Consider the following 21,733-nt stretch of genomic DNA (forward strand, 5'->3'; position numbering starts at 1 on the left):
CCTACACCCCACACCCCACACCCCACACCCCACACCCCACACCCCACACCCCACACCCCACACCCTACACCCCCATTTCTCCCATGATCGATAGAGCTACAGTTGAAAAAATCGCCCATTTAGCCCGTTTAGAGATTACCAACGCTGAAGAAGAACAATTTGCGGGGCAATTAAGCGGGATACTGGATTATTTCGAGCAGTTAAGCGAATTAGACACGGAAAATGTGCCACCCACCACGCGAGCGATCGAAATTCAAAATATCACTCGCGCTGATAGTAATAGACTTTATCGCGATCACGAGGTCTTAGTGCAGGAATCGCCGGTCCCGGAAGGAGATTATTTCCGGGTTCCCCGTATTCTCAACAGCGACGAAGAGTGAATCAGTGAGCAGTTGATCACTGACTTAGATGCCATCTAGGGTTTTTGCTGCTATCTTGGACTAAGATCAGACCTAGCAATGGAGACATAATATAATGATCGCAGCCCAAGATGTGGCACCATTTCAGCTTATTTCGAGCGTAGAATCGGCGGCAACAGAATTTAGGCCCTGGGGTTCCTTCACCACCCTAGAAGAGGGTCCCGGTTATAAAATCAAGCGGATTGAAGTGAATCCGGGTCATCGTCTCAGTTTACAGATGCACTACCATCGCAGTGAACATTGGATTGTCGTTTCGGGGACGGCAAAAGTCACCTGTGGAGATAACGAGGAAATTCTCGGTGCTAATCAGTCCACCTATGTGCCGCAGTGTACCGCTCACCGTCTGGAAAACCCCGGGGTAATCAAATTGGTATTAATTGAAGTGCAGAATGGGGAATATTTAGGAGAGGATGATATAGTGCGTTTTCAGGATGATTATGCTCGTCACCAGAGCTAAGACTGCTTTTAGGGGGACAGAAAGGCAAGAAACTATATTTTCGCTCCAAAAACCTTTTTAGTTTAGTCTGTCTGACTGTCTTCCCTGCTGTCAAGGCTTGTCAATTTCTAGAAAAATTTTCTTTTCGGGCCAGGTAGCGGTTTTCCTCATGGGCAGAAAAATAAACTTCCCCTAGACCCTGTGTGGGAAGCTTGAGGAAAGCTGGGCTAGGGGAAATAATTTATTCCTTTGCTGGATTAACTTTAGCATATAACTCTCATTTGTCAGGACTATAACAGCCGGATGTCAATTCTGTGACAAGTGCGAGTTTTCAGTTTACTGATTGCTGGTGACTGATTACTGGTTACTGTCGTCCACCTATTTTCTGAGAATTCTAGAGGTACTTGTAAAGATTTGTTACAAAGAGACGCGGAAAAATCTGAGGACAGGGAGACAAGAAAGGATTATCGACGGGGATCAAGGATTTCAGTAGGAAACTGGATTGGGGATCAAGGGAAACCGATTGTAAAGTTTTCGATACCTCTTGGCGATTTTTGTAATAGTTCGATACATATAACATAGATGATCGGCGATGATTGTAAATTTATATTGCGAATAGCTCATTTTCTTCGGTGTTTTTCCTATACTGGTTTTCATCAACTTTGAGCCGACGTGCAGAAAAGTTAGACCACCAAGTTTGTAAGAGGTCAGGAAGATGCAATTAACCGCAAGAAATAACTGGGGCCACGTTTCTTTAGCAATGCTAAAAAGCTTTCTTCTCTGGAGTTTCGTCCTCACTGTCTGTTTATTAGTAGTGGGATTTCCTTTAGTAGTATTAATGATGACAGTGGGGGCATTGTCTGCGATTATCTTACAGTCAGTTTTACCGGTTAGTTCCGTGCTTTTAGTGGCAGGAATGATTATTGGTATTAACATTTTGGCTATCCTAATTAGTGCCGCTTTGTTGGCAGCAAAAGGTGTTCATCCCCATGAAGTTAGCTGGCTGCACTGGTTACACGGTGAGGTAAAAACCTCTCATCAAGCTGTTTATGCTTCTTGTCCCCTAACTTGCGGGATGATTCATTAAATCTGATTCTCTTACAGCGGAATTGCTTACCTTTTTTCTATTTAGATTTATTTAAGTTTTCAACTGCCTTATCGGTTGATTATACACACTCCAAGCTAGTGCAACCCGGTGAAACCGGGTTTTTTCATTGTTATTGAGCTAAAGCAGTTATCTGAATGGTGAGGTACGAAGTTTTCGTTTTGGGGGGTAGGTCTTCAATCAAATTAGGTTAAACTTCATCTATTATCAGAAAAGCTGTGACTGAATATTAGGAAGATAGGGAGATGAGAGCTTTTTTGCTGTGATCGGTAAACAGTGATTAGTGAACTGAAAACTCACATCTGATAACTGATAACTGATCACTGATAACTAACTGGTATAATGGGCGAGAAAACCGGAAAAAATCGATGTCTAGCCTTCCAGAAACCGACAATCCCAGTTACAAGGCCATCTTAGCGGCATTAAACCATTTAATCAGCGTTGTTGCCCGTTTACGAGACCCAGAAAGCGGCTGTCCTTGGGATTTAGCGCAAACCCCGGAAACCCTAATTCCCTACGTTATCGAGGAAGCTTATGAGGTGGTAGCAGCGATTAAAAGTGGTGATAAAACTGCCATTGCCGAGGAATTAGGCGATTTACTGCTACAGGTGGTTTTACAAGCTCAAATTGCCAGTGATGAGGGTAATTTTAGCCTAGAAGAAGTGGCTAGGGGCATCACTGATAAATTAATTCGTCGTCATCCCCACGTTTTTGGGGAGCTATCCCTAGAAAATCCCGAACAGGTGCGTCAAAATTGGGAGAAAATCAAAGCTGAGGAAAAAAATGACCCGACTATTAGCGGCAAATTAACCCGTTATGCCCAAACTTTACCACCCTTGATCGGGGCGATGAAAATTTCTCGGCAAGCAGCGCGAGTCGGTTTTGATTGGGAAAATATCGCGGGAGTCTGGGAAAAATTTGGCGAAGAGTTGGCAGAATGGCAAGAGTCCCTAGAATCGGGCGATAAAGAGCATCAACAGGCCGAATTAGGCGATTTACTCTTTACTATTGTCAATCTTGCTCGCTGGTATGATTTAGACCCCAGTATCGCTTTACAAGAGACTAATCTGCGTTTTATTCAACGTTTTTCCCTAGTGGAATCCGTGGCAGAAAAGCCTCTCCATGACTATACACTAGAGGAATTAACAGTTTTCTGGCAGCAAGCGAAAGCTAAGTTAAACCAACCATCATCTGGGCAATAATGCAAGAGCAAGAAATTAATAAGGACAAATCCAAGAGTTTTTGGGCTTCTATTCGAGAAAATCTGCAAATTATCACTATAGCTTTAGTTTTAGCCCTATTGATTCGCACTTTTGTGGCTGAACCTCGTTTTATCCCCTCTGATTCTATGTTACCCACTTTAGAACAGGGCGATCGCTTAGTGGTGGAAAAACTTTCCTACGATTTCCATCCTCCTCGACGGGGGGATATCGTCGTCTTTGAACCGCCGGCACAATTACAATTACAGGGATATCAAAAGGACCAAGCTTTTATTAAAAGAGTGATTGCCACCCCAGGGGATGTGATTGCTGTCAAGGAGGGCAAAATTTATCTGAATAATCAACCCTTGGCAGAGGATTATATTCTAGAATCCCCTCAATATAATTTAATGCCTTTGCTCGTGCCGGAAAATAACTTATTTGTCATGGGAGATAATCGCAATAATAGCAATGACTCCCATATCTGGGGGTTTTTACCGGAAAATAACGTGATTGGTAGGGCGGTTTTTCGCTTTTTTCCTTTTAATCGTTTGGGGATTTTAGGGGGGGAATAGCTAACAGGAATTTTTAGTCCTGAGGATGTTGAACAATTAAGACGGAACAGGGGGCATGATGGAGAACATAATTACTCACACTACCTAAGAATAACTCTCCTAGACCCGATCGCCCACGCCGACCGATAACAATTAAATCAATATTTTCCTCTCGCGCCACTTTACAGATAGTTTTGGCGGCATGACCATAAATTTGCCGGTATTCTCCCTTTACACCCATTTCTCCCGCTTGATTAGCTCTTTTTTGCAACATTGCCAACCCTTTCTGCTCAAATTCTTCCCATTGTTGCCGCCAAAAATCAAGAGTCAGATCATTACCCTGGGCGGGGTAAATATCGGCTAAGTTGGGCGGAATCGGTAAAGGGCTATAATCTTCTTCAGGAGAAAGGACGTGCAGTAGTAGGAGGTTAGCTTCGTACTTACTGGCTAAGGATACAGCCTCCTTAAAGACACTCTCCCCCATCTCCGACAAATCTACTGCTATCAAGATTTTTTGATACATTTTTCAGCCTCTGCAACCATGCCTTATTTAACGGAATCCGACGCTATTAGGAATGCGATCGATCACTTTTCTCATTTTCCCATTCTTTGGTTAGATAAGGAAGTGGCCGATTACGATAGCAAGACTCCCCGTTTGTCTCTGATTCAAATTCTGGCTGATTCCACGGATTTAACGGGGGAGCGGGTGACAATTTTGGATGTTCTCGAACGACTGGATCGTACTGACTATTTTATCACTAAAATACTGTTGGTTGACCGGATAGAAAAGGTTTTTCACAATGCTACTTATGATTGTAAATTTTTGGGCGGTAAAAGCAAAGTTAAAAAAATTACCTGTACCCTAGAGTTAGCTAAAAAGGTTCCCTACTATATTGCTCCTTTACCCAATTATCAACTGAAAACGCTGGCTGAATTAGGTTATACTTGATATTTATGAGAAAGGCTGTAATAGCTAGAAAAAATTGCTTGCGGGGATAATCTAAATGACTGTAAAGATCGCTTATCTGGGGCCAGTGGGAACCTATTCAGAAACAGCCGCTTTAGCCTATGCTAACAGTTTACCACCCCAGCCTCATCAATTAATACCCTATCCTAGCATTGCCCTGTCCCTGCGATCGGTTGTCCAAAATCAGGCCGATTTAGCAGTGGTTCCGGTGGAAAATTCCACCGAAGGAAGTGTGGTAATGACTCTTGATGCTTTATGGCAATTACCCAGGTTACAGATTCAACAAGAATTAGTTTTACCGATTTCCCATGCACTTCTATCTCCTCAACAATCGCTAACAGAAATTAAAACCGTTTATTCCCATCCCCAAGCTTTAGCTCAATGTCAAAAATGGCTAGAAAATAATTTACCTAACGTGCCGATTATTCCCACCAATTCTACCACAGAAGCGATTCAAATTCTCGATCGAGAGGCTAATTCGGCCGCTATTGCTTCCCCCCGAGCAGCAAAACTCTATCATGTACCAATATTAACACAACCAATTAATGATTATCCCGATAATTGTACCCGTTTTTGGGTAATGGCTTTAACTTCCCATCCTCAAGGAGAGCGAATGTCCCTCGCTTTTCAAGTTTTAGATCAACCCGGTGCTTTAGTCAAACCTTTAGAAGTTTTTGCCAAACGTCAGCTTAATTTATCTCGGATTGAATCGCGACCAACTAAACGATCTTTAGGGGAATACATATTTTTTATTGATCTAGAAATTAATCTGGATCAACAGCATTTAATCGCAGAAACTTTAGAAGAATTAACAAATTATACCGATGCGATAGAGGTTTTTGGTGCTTATCAGGTGGTTAATTTACCCGTAGAAAGTTTAGAGGAATTATAAACTAAATTCCTCATAAATTACAGTAGTTAAATAGAGATATTTTAGCTTTTAAGAGAAGGAAGAATCGGCAAAGATGAGTTTTCCTCTGGTGGGGTAAAATCAAGCTTTCTTTCCCCCACCAGAGGAAGAATAATTTCTACAGTTGTTCCTAAACCTTGACCTTGACTAGAGATAGTAATATCTCCCCCCATTATTTTCATAAAATTCTTAGAAATAGCTAATCCTAAACCCGTACCGCTAAATTTTCTAGTTGTGGAACCATCAATCATCACAAAAGGACGGAATAATTTTAATTGCTGCTGGGGGTCGATACCGATTCCTGTATCGATTATAGTGATAATAGCCTGTGGATATTCTAAGTGAGTTATCAGAGAAATAGTTCCCGTCTCGGTAAATTTAATTGAGTTAGAAATAACATTCAAAATTACCTGTTTTAATTTAGTGGGATCAGCATAGACTATCGGATTTTCTGGACAGAAAAGCAAATTTAATTTTAAGTGCTTACCCTGCAGCGATGCTGTTTGTAAATTAATAACTTCATTGATAATTTGGTGTAAATCTACTGGTTCAGGATTAACGGAAAGTTTGCCTGCTTCTATTTTAGCAATACTGAGAATATCATCAATAATTTCCAAAAGATGTACGGCTGCCTTATCCGCTTGTTGCAAATATTCTTTTTCTTCCTCTTCACTGTTACAAAATCCATCCATAACGCAACGAATTGAGCCAATAATACCATTGAGAGGGGTGCGTAATTCGTGGGAAGTATTCGCCAAAAATTGGTTTTTTAATTGATTAGCATTTTCCGCTTCTTGCCAACTCTTAACTATTTCCTCTCCCCAAAGACGTAAACGTTCGAGCATTTCCTCTAGGGACGAGGCTAACTGATTAATTTCTCTAATATTAAAATTTTGTGGTCTAATCTTTTGGGAAGGAATTTTCTGAATATTTAAGGCATAATCTCGCAGTTTTTCTAAAGGTCTAGCTAAATCCCTAGCAATAAGTACAATAGCTACTAAATAAGCTAATAATAAACCAGAAATTAGATAAAAAATTGCCTCCCAAATTTGTTGTAGAGGAGCCAGAGCTTGGGAGAGAGAACTAATGGCTAAAACTACCCATTTTTGGGATGATTCTCCCGCAACTGGACTGGGGAGGGAACTGTAACCAGCGACTAATTCTTTGCCATATTTCTCGAAAGAAAATAAATGGAGAAATCTCCGTCGACCTCTAACAGCATTATCGATGATCAGATTGAGACGTTCCGCATCAGCTTCTTGACTGATATGGCTACCAATGCGATGAAAATAGGGATGAGCGAGAATAATGCCATTTTCAGAAATAACCACGGGATAACCTGACAAAGAACCGGGTAAAACCTTCTCAGCGTAAAGTAGAGAAGTTTGTAAAATCAGACCAGATTGTAATTGTCCTTGATTGTCGTAGATGGGAACGGCAAAGACTAATTCTAATTGACGATTGTTATCGGGAGATTTAATTAGAAATTTTCTAGGTAAACTTTTAACTAAAATATTCTCGATATTACCAGCAAAGCTATTCCGTTTTTCTGCCCATCTTTCCAGAGGCAAAATTTTGAGGATTTCTGGTTCACAGGCTCGATTTAATAAAGGTTTCTTGGTCTTAATATCAATTAATTCCACACAGTTAATCTGATTAGGAAGCATCGCTGTTAATTGTTGTAAAAAAGCTTCTTTTTCGGCTAAGGTTCCCTGTTTTAAAACCAGACTTTCCCCCGCAGTGATCAGATTGGCCCGCAAAAGTTGAATTGATTGCTCAATATTGTCTGCTTTTCTGATGGCACTTTCGGTGAGATTTTGACGGGCCGTTTCCAAAAAAGCCGATCGCGCCTTACGATAGGTAACATAAACCCCCATTAGTAGTACAGGAACACTAACCAGGAGTAAGCGAGAGAGCAGAATACGACGAAAGGAGGATTGACCGATAGACATGGGCGGAAATTGGTTTGATTCTTGCTATCAAACTCCTGACTATACTAGCCTATTCACCAATCGGACCTGGTGATATCCCTCATCATTTACTATGAATCATCCTCACACCACCGTTATTTTAGCCATGAGTGCCGATGGTAAAATTGCCGACGCCTACCAGTCAGCGGCCAGATTTGCCTCTGCTACCGATAAAATGCGTCTAGAACAACATTTATCCCGCATGGATGCCGCTTTATTCGGTGCTAACACCCTGCGCGCTTATCACACCAGTCTTCCTATCCGTCATGGCGATTTTCTCGCTTATCGTCAACAACGGGGATTATCCCCGCAGCCGATACAGATCGTTTGTTCTCATTCGGGCCTGCTTGATCCCCGGATGAAATTTTTTCAGCAGCCTTTTCCTCGCTGGTTAATCACGGCAGCGGAAAAAGTGGTGGCATGGGAAAATCGGGGTTTATTTGAGCTTGTCTTAGTCTGCGGCGATTGGAAGGCTATTTTTAGTCAATTTACCGCCCTAGGTATCAAAAAACTGGCGATTCTGGGAGGAGGTGAATTAATTGCCTCTCTTTTAGCTGAAGATTTAATCGATGAAATCTATCTAACCATTTGTCCTTTGCTGTTAGGAGGCAATAAAGCGGCAACTCCCCTGGGAGGAACTGGATTTCTGGCAGATTCTGCCAGAAAATTACGACTTTTGAGCGTGGAAACCGTGGAAGCAGAAATTTTCCTACATTATTCCCTTGAACGAGATTGCCACAAATCTCAAAACTAGATTACCTTAAATAGGGTCTGCTGAAAAAGTTTGTTGGTGGCGGCAGGGTGTGGGGTGTAGGGTGTAGGGTGTAGGGTTTTACCGATTTTGAGGTAGTCAGTTACCTAATTTTCAGGGAAAAAGTCCCGGAATTTTACCCCTAATCACTCCCAGTCCGGTACTTTTTGATTGACAAAAAGTCTAAAAGTCTTACCCAACAAGGGTTTTAGATTTATTCAGCAAACCTTAAATAAAAAGGTTGACTTATCTTGTCCCATGGTAGAACAGCTTAAACCTCAATATTCTGTCGCTTGGATTGATAAAATGAGTGAGATTTCCCAACAAAAATGGGATGCTCTCGCTCAACCCCTAACTACTCCCTTTCTAGAGTGGCAATGGTTACATAATATCGAAACTTCTGGCAGCGCCACGGGACGCACTGGGTGGCAACCTGCTCATCTCACAGTTTGGCGCGGTACTGAGTTAATTGCCGCCGCTCCTTTGTATATTAAAAGTCATAGTTACGGTGAATTTGTCTTTGACCACCAATGGGCAGATCTTTCCCATCGTTTGGGGATTAGGTACTATCCGAAACTATTAGGAATGACCCCTTTTACTCCGGCGGTAGGTTATCGTTTTTTAATTGCTCCGGGGGAAAATGAACTGGAAATTACTGCTTTAATGATAGCGGCTATTGATCATTTTTGTGATCAAAATAATCTGTCGGGTTGTCATTTTCTTTTTGTGGATCCCCAATGGCGAATTTTAATGGAAAATTTGGGCTTTACTCCCTGGTTACACCATAGTTATATCTGGAATAACAAGGGTTTTCAAAGTTTTGAAGATTATCTGACGGTTTTTAATGCTAATCAACGCCGCAATATTAAACGGGAACGGAAAGCGGTGACTAATGCGGGGTTAATTATTAAAACTCTGGCTGCCGAAGAAATTCCCCATCATTTATTCCCGTTAATTTATCGGTTTTATAGCAGTACCTGTGATAAATTTTACTGGGGAAGTAAATATCTGACACAGAAATTTTTTGAACAATTATATCCGAATTATCGTCAGCGAGTGGTTTTGATTACTGCCTACCAAAATGAAAAGGATACTAAACCGGTGGGTTTATCTTTTTGTATTCGCAAAGATACTAATCTTTATGGTCGTTACTGGGGCAGTTTTCAAGAGTATGACTGTTTACATTTTGAAGCTTGTTACTATCAACCGATCGATTGGGCAATTAGTCAAGGTATTACCATGTTTGACCCGGGTGCGGGAGGACAACATAAAAAAAGACGGGGTTTTCCTGCCACTGCTAATCATAGTTTACACCGTTTTTATCATGGCAAAATGACTCAAATTCTCCGCAACTATATCCAGGAAATCAATCAAATGGAACAGGAAGAAATTGATGCAATCAATCAAGATTTACCCTTTTCTAAGAGAGAAATTGAGTTGAACGAGTAATTTAGATAGGGTTTGTCCCTATTAGTGCAATCAACTATGAATACGAGGTTCCGGGTGCAGAGTAGTGAGAATTTCACTTTCGATCGCCGCTAGGGTTTCTAAACGTTGCTCGATCACTGTCCGTTCAAAATAATCCGCTGCTAATAGCCAATAAATACCATAATGACGCGCTTCGGAAGCCATTAAACCGCGATAAAATTTGCCTAAATCGGGATCGGGACAATATTCTGCCAATAAACCTAATCTTTCGTGGGAACGCGCCTCAATTAAAGCTGATATTAACAGAGAATCCAAAAGGCGATCGGGTTCTTGGTGACGAATCTGGGCCTTCAATTTAGCACCATAGGGGGGAGAATTTAAGGGAGCGAGGGGAATTCCCCATTTATCTAACCATTGATTGACCTGTTCAAAATGTTCTAATTCCTCTTGTGCGATCGCCGTTAATTTCCGCACGAGGGAAGCGTAGGAAGGATAACGAAACATGAGATTTAATGCCACTCCTGCCGCTTTTCGCTCACAATGGGAATGATCGAGCAGAATAATCCCTAAATTATTAATTGCCTGTTCTATCCAATCCTCAGAGGTGGCACTGACTAATAAATTAATCTTTCCCATCGTCGCTGATTCCAATTTGCTGCATCTTTCACCCTAACCCAAAAAGTCGAACAACACCAGTCAAAAACTAAGGACACGGCTTCTGTGATAGCCTAGATGATTGGTGAAGCATAAACACGGCCAATCAATCAGATGGATTTTTTACTTGAAGTCGGTACAGAAGAACTACCCGCAGATTTTGTCGATAGCGCGATCGCACAATTGCAGGAAAGAGTTAGCAAGAGTTTAGAGACGGAATCTCTGGACGCTACTGCTATTCAAGTTTACGGAACCCCGCGCCGTTTGGCCGTGTTAATCACAGGATTACCGAGGGAGCAAGAAGCTCGCAGCGAGGAGATCAAAGGACCGCCAGTTAGTGCAGCCTACAAAAATGGCCAAATTACCCCCGCTGGTGAGGGTTTTGCTCGAAAACAGGGAGTTAGCACCGACGCTTTCTCCATTCGTGCCACAGACAAAGGAGAATTTGTCTATATTGAAAAAACGATTCCGGGTCGTCAAACAGCCGAGATTTTAACTGAATTAATTCCCCAATGGATTACCCGTTTGGAAGGAAGACGTTTTATGCGTTGGGGAGATGGAGACTTAAGATTTCCCCGGCCAATTCGTTGGTTATTAACTTTAGTGGATGGGGAAGTTTTGCCCCTAGAATTAATTAATGGCTCTACCACTTTAACCAGCGATCGCTTAACTTTTGGTCATCGCATTCTACACCCGCAATCCTTAGCCATTAGTCATCCCCAAGCATATTTAACCAGTTTGCGCTCGATTTTTGTGGAAGCGGATCCGCAAGTGCGTCAACAGATAATTACCGATCAGATTACCACCCTAGCCAAAAAGCTGGAGGGAGTGGCAGAAATTCCCGCAGATTTATTAGCAGAAGTGACTAACTTAGTCGAATATCCCACGGCAATTGTCGGCAAATTTGACGATGAATTTCTGGAATTACCCCCAGAAGTAATTATTACTGTGATGGTGACACATCAGCGTTATTTCCCGGTGAAAACTCCCCAGGGTTTGTCACCCTATTTCATCACTATTTCTAATGGCGATCCCCAGAAATCTGAGATTATCTCCGCAGGAAATGAAAGGGTTATCCGCGCACGGTTAGCCGATGCCAGATTTTTCTATACTGCCGATTGTGATGAACCCTTAGATAGTTTTCTTCCCCAACTGGAAACCGTCACTTTCCAAGAAGAATTGGGAACCATGCGCGATAAAGTCGATCGGATTATGGAAATTGCCCAGATGATCGTCGAACAGTTAAATCTCGATGAACAAAGTCGCAGTGATATAGAGTCCACTGCCATGCTTTGTAAAGCGGATTTAGTTACCCAAATGGTTTATGAATTCCCCGAATTACAGGGAATAATGGCCGAAAAATATGCTTTAATTAGTGGTGAATCGGCTGTAGTTGCCCGGGGCATTTTTGAACATTATCTGCCTCGCAATTCTGGGGATATACTCCCGGAAACAATCACCGGTCAAGTGGTGGGAATTGCCGATCGATTAGATACTTTAGTCGGTATTTTTGGACTGGGAATGCTACCCACTGGTTCCTCAGATCCCTTCGCTCTCCGTCGGGCTGCCAATGCAATAATTAGTATTATCTGGTCAGCCGATTTTAATATCAATCTTTTGGCATTAATTGAGCAGATAGCTCAGGATTTTGTCACCAGTCATCCCGATAAACCCAACCCAGTCAATCTGATTAAAGATTTCTTTTTACAACGTCTGCAAACTCTCTTAATTGATGATTTGAGGATAGATTATGATCTCGTTAATGCAGTTTTAGGGGAAAACGATCCAGAGTATAAGTCTCGCGCTTTAGAAAATTTATTAGATACCCGTGAACGCGCTCGCTTTTTATCCCAAATTCGTCAGGATGGTCAGTTAGCCAACATCTATGAAACCGTCAATCGCTCGACCCGTTTAGCACAAAAAGGAGATTTAGATACAACTACCCTAGAAACCAAAGGAATCATCGATAGGGAGTTATTTGAACAATCCTCCGAACCAGCATTTTGTGACGCTTTAATTGCCCTAATTCCCGAAACTATCAGCGCAAGAGAGCAAAGAGATTATCAGCGTCTCGTCACTGCTTTAACAGCAATTTCTCCCCTGGTGGCTGACTTTTTTGATGGCGAAAATAGTGTGTTAGTCATGGCCGAAAAAGAATCTGTCCGTCGCAATCGTTTAAATCTGTTGGGTTTACTGCGAAATCACGCCCGAGTTCTAGCAGATTTTGGCGCAATTGTCAAGGGATAATTCAGTTATCAGTGATCAGTTATCAGTTATCAGTTATCAGATTTGAGTTTTCAGTTCACTGATTACTGTTCACTCAAAACACTTCATAATTCATAATTCATAATTCATAATTCATAATTCATAATTCATAATTCATAATTCCCCACTGATAACTGAAATGGCCGATTTTGAACTACAGCAACAGGTCAAAAGATTACATCGACTGACGGTATGGGGTCGTTGGTTATTTGTGTTGGGTTGTTGGTTAGTGATTGGTTCGGCGAGTTTATGGGTTTTATGGGATGATATAGCCTTAATGCGGCAATATTTTACTTGGACAGCCCTTAGATACGCTTTAGCTTTCAATTACTGGCCTTCTATCGGTCTAGCCTTTTGTCTTGCCATTACAGGAGCCGTGTTAGTCTGGCAAAGTCGCAACATTATTTTAGGACTTTCCCCGAGAGAAAAACTGCGCTTAGAGCAACGGGTGCAGAAAATTCAGGCCAAAGGGCCGGGTCATCCCCTCTGGCGCTGGATCTTAAAAAGCAGGGAAAAAGACTTACAATGATAAGGCTTTGCTGAAAGCTGACGGCTAGAACCCACACTAGATATAATTCTTTACGCAACAACTCTTGACTTTTGAATCCACTTATGACCGTGACTCCCCAAGCTCCTCCGAAAACTCGCCGCGTGGTTTTTCCCTTCACCGCTATTGTCGGCCAGGAAGAAATGAAATTATCCCTAATGCTCAACGTCATCGACCCCAAAATTGGCGGGGTGATGATTATGGGAGATCGAGGTACGGGAAAATCGACCACAATTAGGGCTTTAGCCGACCTTTTACCAGAAATTGACGTAGTTGCTAACGATCCCTTTAATTCTGACCCCAATGATCCCGATTTAATGAGCGATGAGGTGCGGCAAAGGGTGGACGAGGCCATTCCCTTGACCATTGCCAAGAAAAAAGTCACTATGGTAGATTTGCCCCTCGGTGCGACGGAGGATCGGGTCTGTGGCACGATTGACATCGAAAAGGCTTTATCAGAAGGGGTAAAAGCTTTTGAACCCGGTTTGCTGGCCAAAGCTAACCGCGGCATTCTCTATGTGGATGAAGTCAATTTACTTGACGATCACCTCGTCGATGTGCTATTAGATTCGGCCGCTAGTGGTTGGAATACGGTGGAACGGGAAGGAATTTCCATCCGTCACCCGGCCCGGTTTGTTTTGGTGGGATCGGGCAACCCAGAAGAGGGAGAATTGCGCCCACAACTGCTCGATCGCTTCGGAATGCACGCCGAGATTCACACCGTCAAAGAACCACCTCTACGGGTCAAAATCGTGGAACAGCGTGCGGAATTTGATGGCAATCCTCTCTCGTTTTTAGAGAAATATAACTTAGAACAGGAAGAACTGCAAAGAAAGCTCGTGGAGGCCCAAAATCTTTTGCCTTCCGTGGAGCTTGATTATGAGCTGCGGGTGAAAATTTCCGAGGTTTGTTCCGAGTTGGACGTAGATGGATTGCGCGGCGATATCGTTACCAATCGCGCCGCTAAAGCTCTGGCCGCTTTGGAAGGACGGACCACTGTGACGGTAGATGATATCCGTCGGGTAATTGTTCTCTGTTTACGTCACCGTTTGCGGAAAGATCCGCTAGAATCGATCGATTCTGGTTATAAAGTCTTGAAAGCTTTTAATCGCGTCTTTGGATTAGAGGAAAATTCCTAAATCTAATTCACCCTCTCTGCGAAGAGAGGGTTTTTTAATAGTCAAAAGTGATGAAAGCATTATTTTGACCTCTGACTGGGAGAATTTTAATCGCTTTTTTCCTTTTACTTAGATATTACAGCGTTTGTGTTAAAGATCAAGTATGATCTGACAGGGCATCGTCTCGGAGTATCCCGACTCCCCAAAAGGAAAACTTCGTATCTGACCATTAAGATAACTGCTAAGTACCTAAGCAAAATTAATTACACATATCTAACCACCTCTTGCCTCTTGCCTTTTGCCTTTTGCCTTTTGCCTATCTTCCCTAGGAAATTTATTTTACACGACTACTTATATGTCTCGTCCTGTTGTTTATTTTGCCGTTACTAATCATGGTTTTGGCCATGCCGTCCGCAGTGCTTCAGTAGTAGCTAATATTATTGAACTTAATCCCGAAATTTTGCCGATATTAGTCACCACGGCCCCGCGCTGGTTATTAGATTCCTATATATCCGGAGAATATATTCAAAGACCCCGAGGGTTTGATGTGGGGGTAATCCAATCGGATAGTTTAACGATGGATAAATTAGCTACTAAAGAAAAATTAGAACAAATAATTGCTCAATCAAGGGCAATTATTGCCAGTGAAGTTAATTTTATTAAAACTAATCGTGTGGGTTTAGTTGTGGCCGATTTACCGCCTTTAGCGGCACTAATTGCCAAAAGTGCGGGGCTTCCTTGTTGGATGATTGGTAACTTTGGCTGGGATTTTATCTATCGTGATTGGGGTGAAGAATTTGCCAGTATTAGTGATTGGATCAGTCGTTGTTATAATCAATGTGATCGCTTATTTAAACTGCCTTTAGCAGAAGCGATGACAGCATTTCCTCACATTACAGAAGCAAATTTAACCGGGGGTACACCCCGCTACAGTGAAGAACAATTGCGACAGGAGTTTAAGCTAAATGCCCCTAAAGAAAAAACTATTTTATTGAGTTTTGGGGGGTTAGGATTAGAAGCAATTCCATATAATAACCTCGCCAGTTTTCCCGATTGGCAATTTATCACTTTTGAAAAAAACGCGCCCGAATTGCCCAATTTAGTCCGCTTACAGGATAAACTAGATCGGAGCTATCGTCCCGTGGATTTTATGCCCCTGTGCGATCGAATTATTTCCAAACCGGGATATAGTACCTTTGCCGAGGCTTTAAAATTAGAGGTGCCGATTGTTTCCCTAATTCGAGAAGGTTTCGCCGAATCAGCGATTTTATTGGCTGGAATCCAAGATTATAGTTATCATCAAATCATTAGCAGTGAAGAATTTTTTCAAGGTAATTGGGACTTTTTACGCCAAGCCCCCCAACCGCCACGATTAAAGGTTAAACTGCCTAAAGATGGTGCAGAATCGATAGCGAGAGCTATCGTAGAATACTTTGAGAGGTAATAGTAATGATTAACTTAGCCAATTTAACCTCTGATTATTAAGTAGGTAGGCATTAAAAATTATCAGACACCCCCCTTATCAAGGGGGGATTAAGGGTAGGGGCAGGGTAGCTCAGAGGCAAAATCCATCTTCAATTTAATTATAACTACTTAGGGTCTGCTGAAAAAGTTTTTCCTGGGGGTAGGAGTCAGGAGTCTCCGAGTCAGTAGCCGGTCGTTTCAGGCTTTGTTGCCCTTGTTTTTTGTATCAAGCAATGTACTACAAGAAGGATAATGCAAGGTTTGTGAAAGTCCCAATCCTATTTTCGCAGCATGAACATCGGACTTTAACAGGTCAAAAGCTTTATTTTAAAAGGGTTTTACCATTATTCAGCAGACCCTACTTACTGAAGTTAATTTCCTCCAAATTTTTGCGGCTCTCTTGTCTTTTTTGTGATAGGTTTTAGCGCTCGAATTTGTCTTCCTCTCTCTGTCCTTTGTACCTTTGTGGTTTATCCCCAAGAGAGCCTTTTTCCAGTCTATCCCTTCGGTGAGAAAAATAAGAGCGGAAACCACAGTTGATGAAGAATATCTTCATTAATCCGACGCACGGCTAACCATTCCAACATATTAGAACGATGGCAGGTGGCCACTGCGATCGCACTGATATCATTTTCTTCTGCTGCCGTCAAAACTTCTAATACAGGTGTTCCTGATCGCACTTGGCTCTTTACTTGCAAACCGAGTTTTTCTAGTCGCGCTTGCACCGCTTCTAATTCCCGACGAGCATCATTAAAACGGTATTCGGTGACACCGGGATCGCGACTGATATTTTCTACTACCCGGAGGAGAAGACATTGCTCAAAAGAGCCGGGGGCGCGGATTTGAGCGTATTTTTCTATCTGTTCAATTAGATAAATTGCGTCGGGACTGCCATCGTAGGGAATTAATAAATGTTTCCAGAGATGCTGACAGCGCAGGGCCAATTCATCGCGAGTATAAACTGATAATAATTGCGGTCGGAAAATCAGCAGCGGAATATCGGTCATACCTGCGATCGCTAAACTGGTACTACCGAATAATTTTTCTTGGACAGCACCGCGCATGGGATTTCCCATCAAAATCACGTCAATAGAGTGATTAGCGAGGATTTCCCGCACGGCATCCACGGGACGACGGTTAGAGATTTCGACAATAACTGTCATACCGTCGGGAATATTTGCTAAAGCTGGAGATAATTTTTCTTTGGCCGCGTCAATTTTTGCTTGATCTACGGCAGCTAGGGTGGGTTGTTCCCAAACCGGAATACTGTGGAGGAAGATAACTTGTTTTAAGCCGCTCAGGGCTAAGTGTGGCACACAATGGACAAGACGATGGAGACCATCGAAAAGATCTGTACAGATCAAAGCGCGCTCGAACATAAATTAACCCCCAGCAGTTCGGTTATTCTTCCCTAAGAATAGCTAAAAAGGTGAAGAAATGCGCCCCGCATCCCTAGCTCGTTTCCGGAGAAACCCAGCCGGAGAAAGAGGTCGCCCGAAGGGGTGAAATGAGTTACTGGGGGGCCCAGGGATTAGAATCTAGACCCCACTGGTGTTTGAGAAAAGCTTTGTACATATTTTCTCTGACCATCATTTGTTCGTAGAGCTTGATCAGGAAGTCCTGCGCTTGCTCCTGACTCATTTTTTCTACCTGAGTCTGAAAAGAACGAATGTTGAACTGTTGTTCTAAGGAAAGTTCGATCGGTTGAGACATGGTGTTCCTCCTCAATGAAGACAGTGGTTGATCACAAGCGAGATGGGTGATTGGTATCACCTCTTTTCTTTAACTAATGTAACAAATACTTGACAAAGTGTCAATGTATCTGTAGAGAGGGTTTTGCTTTCTCCCTCCTGTTAGCTAGGATACCCCGCCGCCAAAAGCAAAGAAGCATATAATGATACATTTAGCAAGAGTTTTCATAAAATTTTGCTTACTGTGAACAAATACTTAAGTAGTTATACTTAGGCAGCTCAGAGCGAGAGAAAATATTTGACAAATTGTGGAAACATTCTGTAATAATCGAAAAGAGCGACATAAATCGGGTAAGTTGAATGGTTAGGCCTGTTAAAAGCTAAAAACGTAACCCCTAGATTCCGTCCCTCTCGTTGAAATCGTTAAGGATAGTCAAAATTGACGGCCACAGCCGCTATCGTGCAGAAACTACAAGCTTATCGCTGGGAAATATCTTCCTTAGCTCTGTTTGCCTTAAAAAAATCAGCATACAGGCACGGAATGTCGCACAAGTTTTTACATCACCCTATACTTGGAGGAATCCATCATGTCCGTTCGTCTATACGTTGGTAATTTGCCCAAAGAATCCGTCGAGCGCGAAAAATTACAGGCGCTTTTTGCCGATGAAGGGGATACGATCACCACTAAAGTCATCAAAGATCGCAAAACCGGCAAATGTCGCGGTTTTGCCTTCGTTACCGTCCCTAGCGATGAACTAGCTGACCAGTTTATCGAAAAATACAACGGTCAATCCTTCATGGAAAACCCGATCAAAATCGAGAAAGCTCTCCCCCGCAGCAAGGGAGGTAAAGAAGAAGGAGAAGAAGCAGACGGACCGGAGGCCAGCGTAGAAACCCCGGAAAAAGTCGAAAGACCGACTCCGAAACCGACGACGGCGGCACCGCGCAAATCCAGTGGTGGTGGTGGCGGCGGCGGCAAAAAACGCAAGGCTGAACGGGGTGGCAATAATGCCCCGAAAGTTACCAGCGATGGTGACGCTTTACAGCCAGATCCCCGTTGGGCCAATGAATTGGCTAAACTCAAGGAAATGTTAGCAGCTCAGGCCACTAATCCCTAATTCCATTGACAAGAGGGCAAGGGATAGCCGATAACTAAGAGGTTCAAAACATCGCTTTTAGGAGTGTGCATCATGACAGCAATCGATCCGGTCATTCTTATGAAACAGGAGGTCGGTAAGGCCGCCGCTAATCTAGTTCAATCTAATTCGGTCGTGGGATTGGGAACTGGTTCAACGACGGCCTACGCGATCGAATATCTCGGTGCTAGACTGCAAAGCGGGGAAATCAGCAATATTGTCGGGGTTCCTACTTCTTTTCAAGCGCAGGTTTTGGCCCGGAAGTACGGAATTCCCCTCACTACCCTCGATGTCATCGTGAAGATGGATATCGCCATCGATGGGGCCGATGAGGTGGATCCCCAGAAAAATCTGATTAAAGGCGGCGGTGCTGCCCATACTCAGGAGAAAATTGTCGATAGTCTCGCCGATATTTTTGTCGTGGTGGTGGATGGCAATAAGCTGGTGGATAAGTTGGGATCGACTTTTCTTTTGCCGGTGGAAGTGTTACCCATGGCCATGACTCCGGTAATGCGGAAATTAGAGGCCCTCGGTGGTAAACCTTCCCTGCGCATGGGGGTGAAAAAAGCCGGCCCCGTGGTCACAGATCAAGGCAATTTAGTTATCGATGTTAAATTTGATAGTATCGATGATCCGGCTGATTTGGAAAGAACTATTAATAATATGCCGGGGGTTTTAGAAAATGGTTTATTCGTCGGGGTTGCTGATCTGATTCTCGTCGGTGAAATTATCGACGGTAAGCCGGTAGTGCGCGAAATTAAGTAGGCTTAATTATTCTGAAGCTAATAGTGAAACAGGCCTGCCGCCTGTTTTATTAAGTAGTTAGGTGTTAAAAACTATCAGATACCCCCCTTAATAAGGGTAGGGCTATTTCATTCTCAAGAAAAAAGGAGAAATACGGCGAGAAACGAAATTTTAGCGACCTAAAGACAATAATTGGGAGATGCTGATTAAGCTTTTCACCATCGACAATGTACCTCGTGCGAACAGGAAACGCTATAGTCAAGCTAGTTTTTGGAAAATGACGATCAAATATAGTCTGAAAAAATTAACTTTTGATTCAGCTTTTCGAGAATTTATTGAGTCACAAATTCAGAGCAATGATTAGCAAATTCTACCCCTTAATTTACTACATTTTTAACGAGTAGCGCAATTGCCTTTTCAGCATTTTAGTAGATATGTAGGGGGTAAGTTCGGTTATATTGCCGGCTCTTCTGGTTTCTGTAACGCCGCTAGAACCACTGAGAACAGAGGACATCACTTTTGTGCAATTCCTGTGAAAGGTTGAATAAAACTATCCACACCGACAAAGGAGGTGAGGGGCGACCAGTTTAAAATATCCTCTAAAATTGATTGATAGCCCTGGACATTGGGATGAAGTCCATCTTCCATTAATCTTTCTTGGCACCACAGATCACCCCGGTCCATCCAGAGATCAAATAAATCGAGATAGGGAATATTTTGCTCTAGACAAGCTTGTTTAGTGGTTTCCTTAAAACTATACTGATCGCCATGGTTGAAGTAAAAGCAATCTAAAAAGGGCATTTTCCGCTCATCCACGGGAATCATACCTATAAACAAAACCGGGCAAAGAGAACGGGCCCGGCCGAGTAAATGTTCGATTTGAGTTTGAAAAAGATCGTGATCGGTATAAGTACGACCATCGGGCCGGCCTAAACGGGCTGTATCATTAACACCGACGGAGAGAAGAATCAGGTCGGGGAGACGATTGCGAATTTCCCCCCTGAGACGAAATTCCTGTTCTAAACGTTCGGACACTTGTACCACTCGATCGCCGCGAATCCCCAAATTATACAGGGCATGACCGGCACTTTCCATCCACAAACGACGTAGGCGCTCGGCCCAACCGCCACCCACGGGGTCGCCATAGCCATACACAAGGCTATCACCTAAAGCGACGATTTTGAGGGGATGGGTCATGATTAGGGCTTTGTCTTTAGTAGGTAAACGAGAAAGAGTTTGCATGATCGCTCGATCGAATCGGTTGTCCTTTACACTTATAAACGAATTTGGTTAAACTGTCCGTGTATTATACTACATTAAAAATTTTTTCCTGCCAGTTAACTTATCTGATATCAGCCAGGTGCTGACACCGACCAGTATAAAACAGCCCGATGATCATTCCTTCCCTCCGAGTGATTTTCGGGCTAAATCTACTATAAAATTTATGGTTAAAACCTAGATAACTTGATGACTACTCGTTTACGACGTGCGGTTCAAGACCGAGAATTTTTGATTACAGCCGAGATTACTCCCCCGAAAGGGGGGAATGCCAGTCATATGCTAGAAATGGCCCTCTGGCTAAAAAATCGCGTTCATGCAGCTAATATTACCGATGGCAGTCGCGCCGTAGTGCGAATGTCCTCTCTGGCGGCCTCCGCTATTCTCTATCAACACGACATCGAACCCATCTGTCAAATGGCCTGTCGCGATCGCAATGTGATCGGATTACAAGCAGATCTAATGGGCGCTCATGCCTTGGGATTGAGAAATATACTAGCTTTAACCGGAGATCCCGTCAAAGCAGGAGATCACCCCCAGGCTAGAGCAGTTTTTGACCTAGAATCGGTACGTTTGTTAAAATTAATCGATAAATTAAATAAAGGTTTTGACTTTAACGATAAATCTTTACCCGATGGACCCCTAGAACTTTTTGCCGGGGCTGCCGTCGATGTGCAGTCAAAAAGTAAGTCTGGTCTTCAACGCCGTTTTGAGCGTAAAATCGAAGCGGGAGCGCAGTTTTTTCAAAGTCAATTAGTTACAGATTTCGAGTGTCTTGATAAGTTCATGCAGCAGGTGGCCTCGCTGGCCGATAAACCGATTCTAGCGGGGATTTTTCTGTTAAAATCAGCTAAAAACGCCGTATTTTTAAATAAAAATGTGCCGGGGGTACAAATTCCCGACCATATCATTCAAAGACTCGCCGATGCAGCCCATCCCCTCGAAGAAGGCATCAAAATCGCCGCCGAACAAATAAAATTAGCCCAGCAGTTATGTCAAGGTGTCCACATCATGGCGATTAAACGGGAGGATTTAGTCCCAAAAATTCTCGACGTGGCCGGTATCCCGCCAGTACATAACTGAGATGAAAAGTCAAT

General features: G+C 42.9%; 22 protein-coding genes. 16 read left to right on the forward strand and 6 right to left on the reverse strand.

Features of this window, described 5'->3' with window-relative positions:
• Nucleotides 1–83: 83 nt before the first annotated feature.
• The 5 genes from gatC to lepB all read left to right on the forward strand — a co-directional run bounded on the left by gatC (nt 84) and on the right by lepB (nt 3,734).
• Nucleotides 84–380, forward strand: a complete 297-nt coding sequence (gene gatC / locus ACQY1Y_RS21230; RefSeq protein WP_002738949.1) for an Asp-tRNA(Asn)/Glu-tRNA(Gln) amidotransferase subunit GatC — start codon at nt 84–86, stop codon at nt 378–380.
• Nucleotides 381–474: 94 nt separating this feature from the next.
• Nucleotides 475–876 carry a phosphomannose isomerase type II C-terminal cupin domain gene (locus ACQY1Y_RS21235; RefSeq protein WP_002738428.1) on the forward strand — a complete coding sequence of 134 codons (402 nt, stop codon included), beginning with the start codon at nt 475–477 and terminating at the stop codon, nt 874–876.
• 694 nt (nt 877–1,570) lie between these two features.
• Nucleotides 1,571–1,942, forward strand: a complete 372-nt coding sequence (locus ACQY1Y_RS21240; protein WP_002739421.1) for a hypothetical protein — start codon at nt 1,571–1,573, stop codon at nt 1,940–1,942.
• A gap of 386 nt (nt 1,943–2,328) precedes the next feature.
• Entirely contained in the window at nt 2,329–3,162 is an 834-nt protein-coding gene (gene mazG, locus ACQY1Y_RS21245) for a nucleoside triphosphate pyrophosphohydrolase (protein ID WP_130758306.1), read from the forward strand.
• Entirely contained in the window at nt 3,162–3,734 is a 573-nt protein-coding gene (gene lepB / locus ACQY1Y_RS21250; RefSeq protein ID WP_002754900.1) for a signal peptidase I, read from the forward strand. The genes mazG and lepB overlap by 1 nt, the downstream gene beginning before the upstream one ends.
• A 13-nt stretch (nt 3,735–3,747) precedes the next feature.
• On the opposite strand, the gene ACQY1Y_RS21255 is transcribed toward lepB, so the two are convergent.
• Nucleotides 3,748–4,236: a universal stress protein gene (locus ACQY1Y_RS21255; protein WP_002738803.1), complete on the reverse strand. Its 489-nt coding sequence runs from the start codon at nt 4,234–4,236 to the stop codon at nt 3,748–3,750.
• Nucleotides 4,237–4,254: 18 nt separating this feature from the next.
• Here ACQY1Y_RS21255 and ACQY1Y_RS21260 point away from each other — a divergent pair, with 18 nt between their 5' ends.
• Nucleotides 4,255–4,662: a ribonuclease D gene (locus tag ACQY1Y_RS21260; RefSeq protein ID WP_016516609.1), complete on the forward strand. Its 408-nt coding sequence runs from the start codon at nt 4,255–4,257 to the stop codon at nt 4,660–4,662.
• Between the two features lie 55 nt (nt 4,663–4,717).
• A complete protein-coding gene (gene pheA / locus ACQY1Y_RS21265; RefSeq protein WP_287231730.1) occupies nt 4,718–5,572 on the forward strand; it encodes a prephenate dehydratase in 855 nt (284 codons plus the stop codon).
• 41 nt (nt 5,573–5,613) lie between these two features.
• Here the strand turns inward: pheA and ACQY1Y_RS21270 are convergent, their stop codons facing one another.
• Nucleotides 5,614–7,542: a sensor histidine kinase gene (locus tag ACQY1Y_RS21270; RefSeq protein WP_287231731.1), complete on the reverse strand. Its 1,929-nt coding sequence runs from the start codon at nt 7,540–7,542 to the stop codon at nt 5,614–5,616.
• Nucleotides 7,543–7,633: 91 nt separating this feature from the next.
• Between ACQY1Y_RS21270 and ACQY1Y_RS21275 the strand changes: the two genes are divergently transcribed.
• Entirely contained in the window at nt 7,634–8,314 is a 681-nt protein-coding gene (locus ACQY1Y_RS21275) for a RibD family protein (RefSeq protein ID WP_430013526.1), read from the forward strand.
• A gap of 255 nt (nt 8,315–8,569) precedes the next feature.
• The gene (locus ACQY1Y_RS21280) at nt 8,570–9,760 is read left to right on the forward strand and encodes a GNAT family N-acetyltransferase (RefSeq protein ID WP_123230734.1); all 1,191 of its coding nucleotides are present in this window, start codon (nt 8,570–8,572) and stop codon (nt 9,758–9,760) included.
• A gap of 30 nt (nt 9,761–9,790) precedes the next feature.
• Here ACQY1Y_RS21280 and ACQY1Y_RS21285 read toward each other — a convergent pair whose 3' ends face one another.
• Complete coding sequence (locus ACQY1Y_RS21285; protein ID WP_287231733.1) at nt 9,791–10,375, reverse strand: tRNA-(ms[2]io[6]A)-hydroxylase; 585 nt, start codon at nt 10,373–10,375, stop codon at nt 9,791–9,793.
• Between the two features lie 132 nt (nt 10,376–10,507).
• Between ACQY1Y_RS21285 and glyS the strand changes: the two genes are divergently transcribed.
• From glyS to ACQY1Y_RS21305, 4 genes are all read left to right on the forward strand, one after another.
• Nucleotides 10,508–12,640, forward strand: coding sequence for a glycine--tRNA ligase subunit beta (gene glyS, locus ACQY1Y_RS21290; protein ID WP_430013527.1), 2,133 nt, complete (start codon nt 10,508–10,510; stop codon nt 12,638–12,640).
• Between the two features lie 157 nt (nt 12,641–12,797).
• Nucleotides 12,798–13,187, forward strand: coding sequence for a hypothetical protein (locus ACQY1Y_RS21295; RefSeq protein WP_024969902.1), 390 nt, complete (start codon nt 12,798–12,800; stop codon nt 13,185–13,187).
• Between the two features lie 83 nt (nt 13,188–13,270).
• The gene (bchI, locus tag ACQY1Y_RS21300; RefSeq protein WP_002791921.1) at nt 13,271–14,344 is read left to right on the forward strand and encodes a magnesium chelatase ATPase subunit I; all 1,074 of its coding nucleotides are present in this window, start codon (nt 13,271–13,273) and stop codon (nt 14,342–14,344) included.
• Nucleotides 14,345–14,678: 334 nt separating this feature from the next.
• Complete coding sequence (locus ACQY1Y_RS21305; RefSeq protein WP_069474490.1) at nt 14,679–15,767, forward strand: glycosyl transferase; 1,089 nt, start codon at nt 14,679–14,681, stop codon at nt 15,765–15,767.
• A 517-nt stretch (nt 15,768–16,284) separates the two neighbouring features.
• Here the strand turns inward: ACQY1Y_RS21305 and ACQY1Y_RS21310 are convergent.
• Both ACQY1Y_RS21310 and ACQY1Y_RS21315 read right to left on the reverse strand, forming a co-directional pair.
• A complete protein-coding gene (locus ACQY1Y_RS21310; protein ID WP_430013528.1) occupies nt 16,285–17,166 on the reverse strand; it encodes a universal stress protein in 882 nt (293 codons plus the stop codon).
• Between the two features lie 133 nt (nt 17,167–17,299).
• Complete coding sequence (locus ACQY1Y_RS21315; RefSeq protein WP_002739006.1) at nt 17,300–17,500, reverse strand: NblA/ycf18 family protein; 201 nt, start codon at nt 17,498–17,500, stop codon at nt 17,300–17,302.
• Between the two features lie 565 nt (nt 17,501–18,065).
• Between ACQY1Y_RS21315 and ACQY1Y_RS21320 the strand changes: the two genes are divergently transcribed.
• Both ACQY1Y_RS21320 and rpiA read left to right on the forward strand, forming a co-directional pair.
• A complete protein-coding gene (locus ACQY1Y_RS21320; protein ID WP_002738382.1) occupies nt 18,066–18,596 on the forward strand; it encodes an RNA recognition motif domain-containing protein in 531 nt (176 codons plus the stop codon).
• Nucleotides 18,597–18,668: 72 nt separating this feature from the next.
• Nucleotides 18,669–19,379: a ribose-5-phosphate isomerase RpiA gene (gene rpiA, locus ACQY1Y_RS21325; RefSeq protein ID WP_002738940.1), complete on the forward strand. Its 711-nt coding sequence runs from the start codon at nt 18,669–18,671 to the stop codon at nt 19,377–19,379.
• Between the two features lie 492 nt (nt 19,380–19,871).
• Here rpiA and ACQY1Y_RS21330 read toward each other — a convergent pair whose 3' ends face one another.
• Nucleotides 19,872–20,600, reverse strand: a complete 729-nt coding sequence (locus tag ACQY1Y_RS21330) for a GDSL-type esterase/lipase family protein (RefSeq protein ID WP_430013529.1) — start codon at nt 20,598–20,600, stop codon at nt 19,872–19,874.
• A gap of 225 nt (nt 20,601–20,825) precedes the next feature.
• Between ACQY1Y_RS21330 and ACQY1Y_RS21335 the strand changes: the two genes are divergently transcribed.
• On the forward strand, nt 20,826–21,719 hold the full coding sequence (locus ACQY1Y_RS21335; RefSeq protein WP_012266671.1) for a methylenetetrahydrofolate reductase: 894 nt from the start codon (nt 20,826–20,828) through the stop codon (nt 21,717–21,719).
• Nucleotides 21,720–21,733: the final 14 nt, after the last annotated feature.

Source organism: Microcystis ichthyoblabe FBCC-A1114 (assembly GCF_050500245.1).
GTDB classification, from domain to species: domain Bacteria; phylum Cyanobacteriota; class Cyanobacteriia; order Cyanobacteriales; family Microcystaceae; genus Microcystis; species Microcystis ichthyoblabe_A.

Bases quoted from the DNA above. Each gene is read 5' to 3' on its own strand.
- ACQY1Y_RS21240 (WP_002739421.1), top strand. From the start codon at position 1,571: ATGCAATTAACCGCAAGAAATAACTGGGGCCACGTTTCTTTAGCAATG.
- rpiA (WP_002738940.1), top strand. From the start codon at position 18,669: ATGACAGCAATCGATCCGGTCATTCTTATGAAACAGGAGGTCGGTAAG.
- ACQY1Y_RS21330 (WP_430013529.1), bottom strand. From the start codon at position 20,600: ATGCAAACTCTTTCTCGTTTACCTACTAAAGACAAAGCCCTAATCATG.
- ACQY1Y_RS21280 (WP_123230734.1), top strand. From the start codon at position 8,570: ATGGTAGAACAGCTTAAACCTCAATATTCTGTCGCTTGGATTGATAAA.
- ACQY1Y_RS21255 (WP_002738803.1), bottom strand. From the start codon at position 4,236: ATGTATCAAAAAATCTTGATAGCAGTAGATTTGTCGGAGATGGGGGAG.
- lepB (WP_002754900.1), top strand. From the start codon at position 3,162: ATGCAAGAGCAAGAAATTAATAAGGACAAATCCAAGAGTTTTTGGGCT.
- bchI (WP_002791921.1), top strand. From the start codon at position 13,271: ATGACCGTGACTCCCCAAGCTCCTCCGAAAACTCGCCGCGTGGTTTTT.
- ACQY1Y_RS21315 (WP_002739006.1), bottom strand. From the start codon at position 17,500: ATGTCTCAACCGATCGAACTTTCCTTAGAACAACAGTTCAACATTCGT.
- mazG (WP_130758306.1), top strand. From the start codon at position 2,329: ATGTCTAGCCTTCCAGAAACCGACAATCCCAGTTACAAGGCCATCTTA.
- ACQY1Y_RS21285 (WP_287231733.1), bottom strand. From the start codon at position 10,375: ATGGGAAAGATTAATTTATTAGTCAGTGCCACCTCTGAGGATTGGATA.
- ACQY1Y_RS21335 (WP_012266671.1), top strand. From the start codon at position 20,826: ATGACTACTCGTTTACGACGTGCGGTTCAAGACCGAGAATTTTTGATT.
- ACQY1Y_RS21235 (WP_002738428.1), top strand. From the start codon at position 475: ATGATCGCAGCCCAAGATGTGGCACCATTTCAGCTTATTTCGAGCGTA.
- ACQY1Y_RS21270 (WP_287231731.1), bottom strand. From the start codon at position 7,542: ATGTCTATCGGTCAATCCTCCTTTCGTCGTATTCTGCTCTCTCGCTTA.
- glyS (WP_430013527.1), top strand. From the start codon at position 10,508: ATGGATTTTTTACTTGAAGTCGGTACAGAAGAACTACCCGCAGATTTT.
- ACQY1Y_RS21305 (WP_069474490.1), top strand. From the start codon at position 14,679: ATGTCTCGTCCTGTTGTTTATTTTGCCGTTACTAATCATGGTTTTGGC.
- ACQY1Y_RS21310 (WP_430013528.1), bottom strand. From the start codon at position 17,166: ATGTTCGAGCGCGCTTTGATCTGTACAGATCTTTTCGATGGTCTCCAT.
- pheA (WP_287231730.1), top strand. From the start codon at position 4,718: ATGACTGTAAAGATCGCTTATCTGGGGCCAGTGGGAACCTATTCAGAA.
- ACQY1Y_RS21275 (WP_430013526.1), top strand. From the start codon at position 7,634: ATGAATCATCCTCACACCACCGTTATTTTAGCCATGAGTGCCGATGGT.
- ACQY1Y_RS21295 (WP_024969902.1), top strand. From the start codon at position 12,798: ATGGCCGATTTTGAACTACAGCAACAGGTCAAAAGATTACATCGACTG.
- ACQY1Y_RS21260 (WP_016516609.1), top strand. From the start codon at position 4,255: ATGCCTTATTTAACGGAATCCGACGCTATTAGGAATGCGATCGATCAC.
- gatC (WP_002738949.1), top strand. From the start codon at position 84: ATGATCGATAGAGCTACAGTTGAAAAAATCGCCCATTTAGCCCGTTTA.
- ACQY1Y_RS21320 (WP_002738382.1), top strand. From the start codon at position 18,066: ATGTCCGTTCGTCTATACGTTGGTAATTTGCCCAAAGAATCCGTCGAG.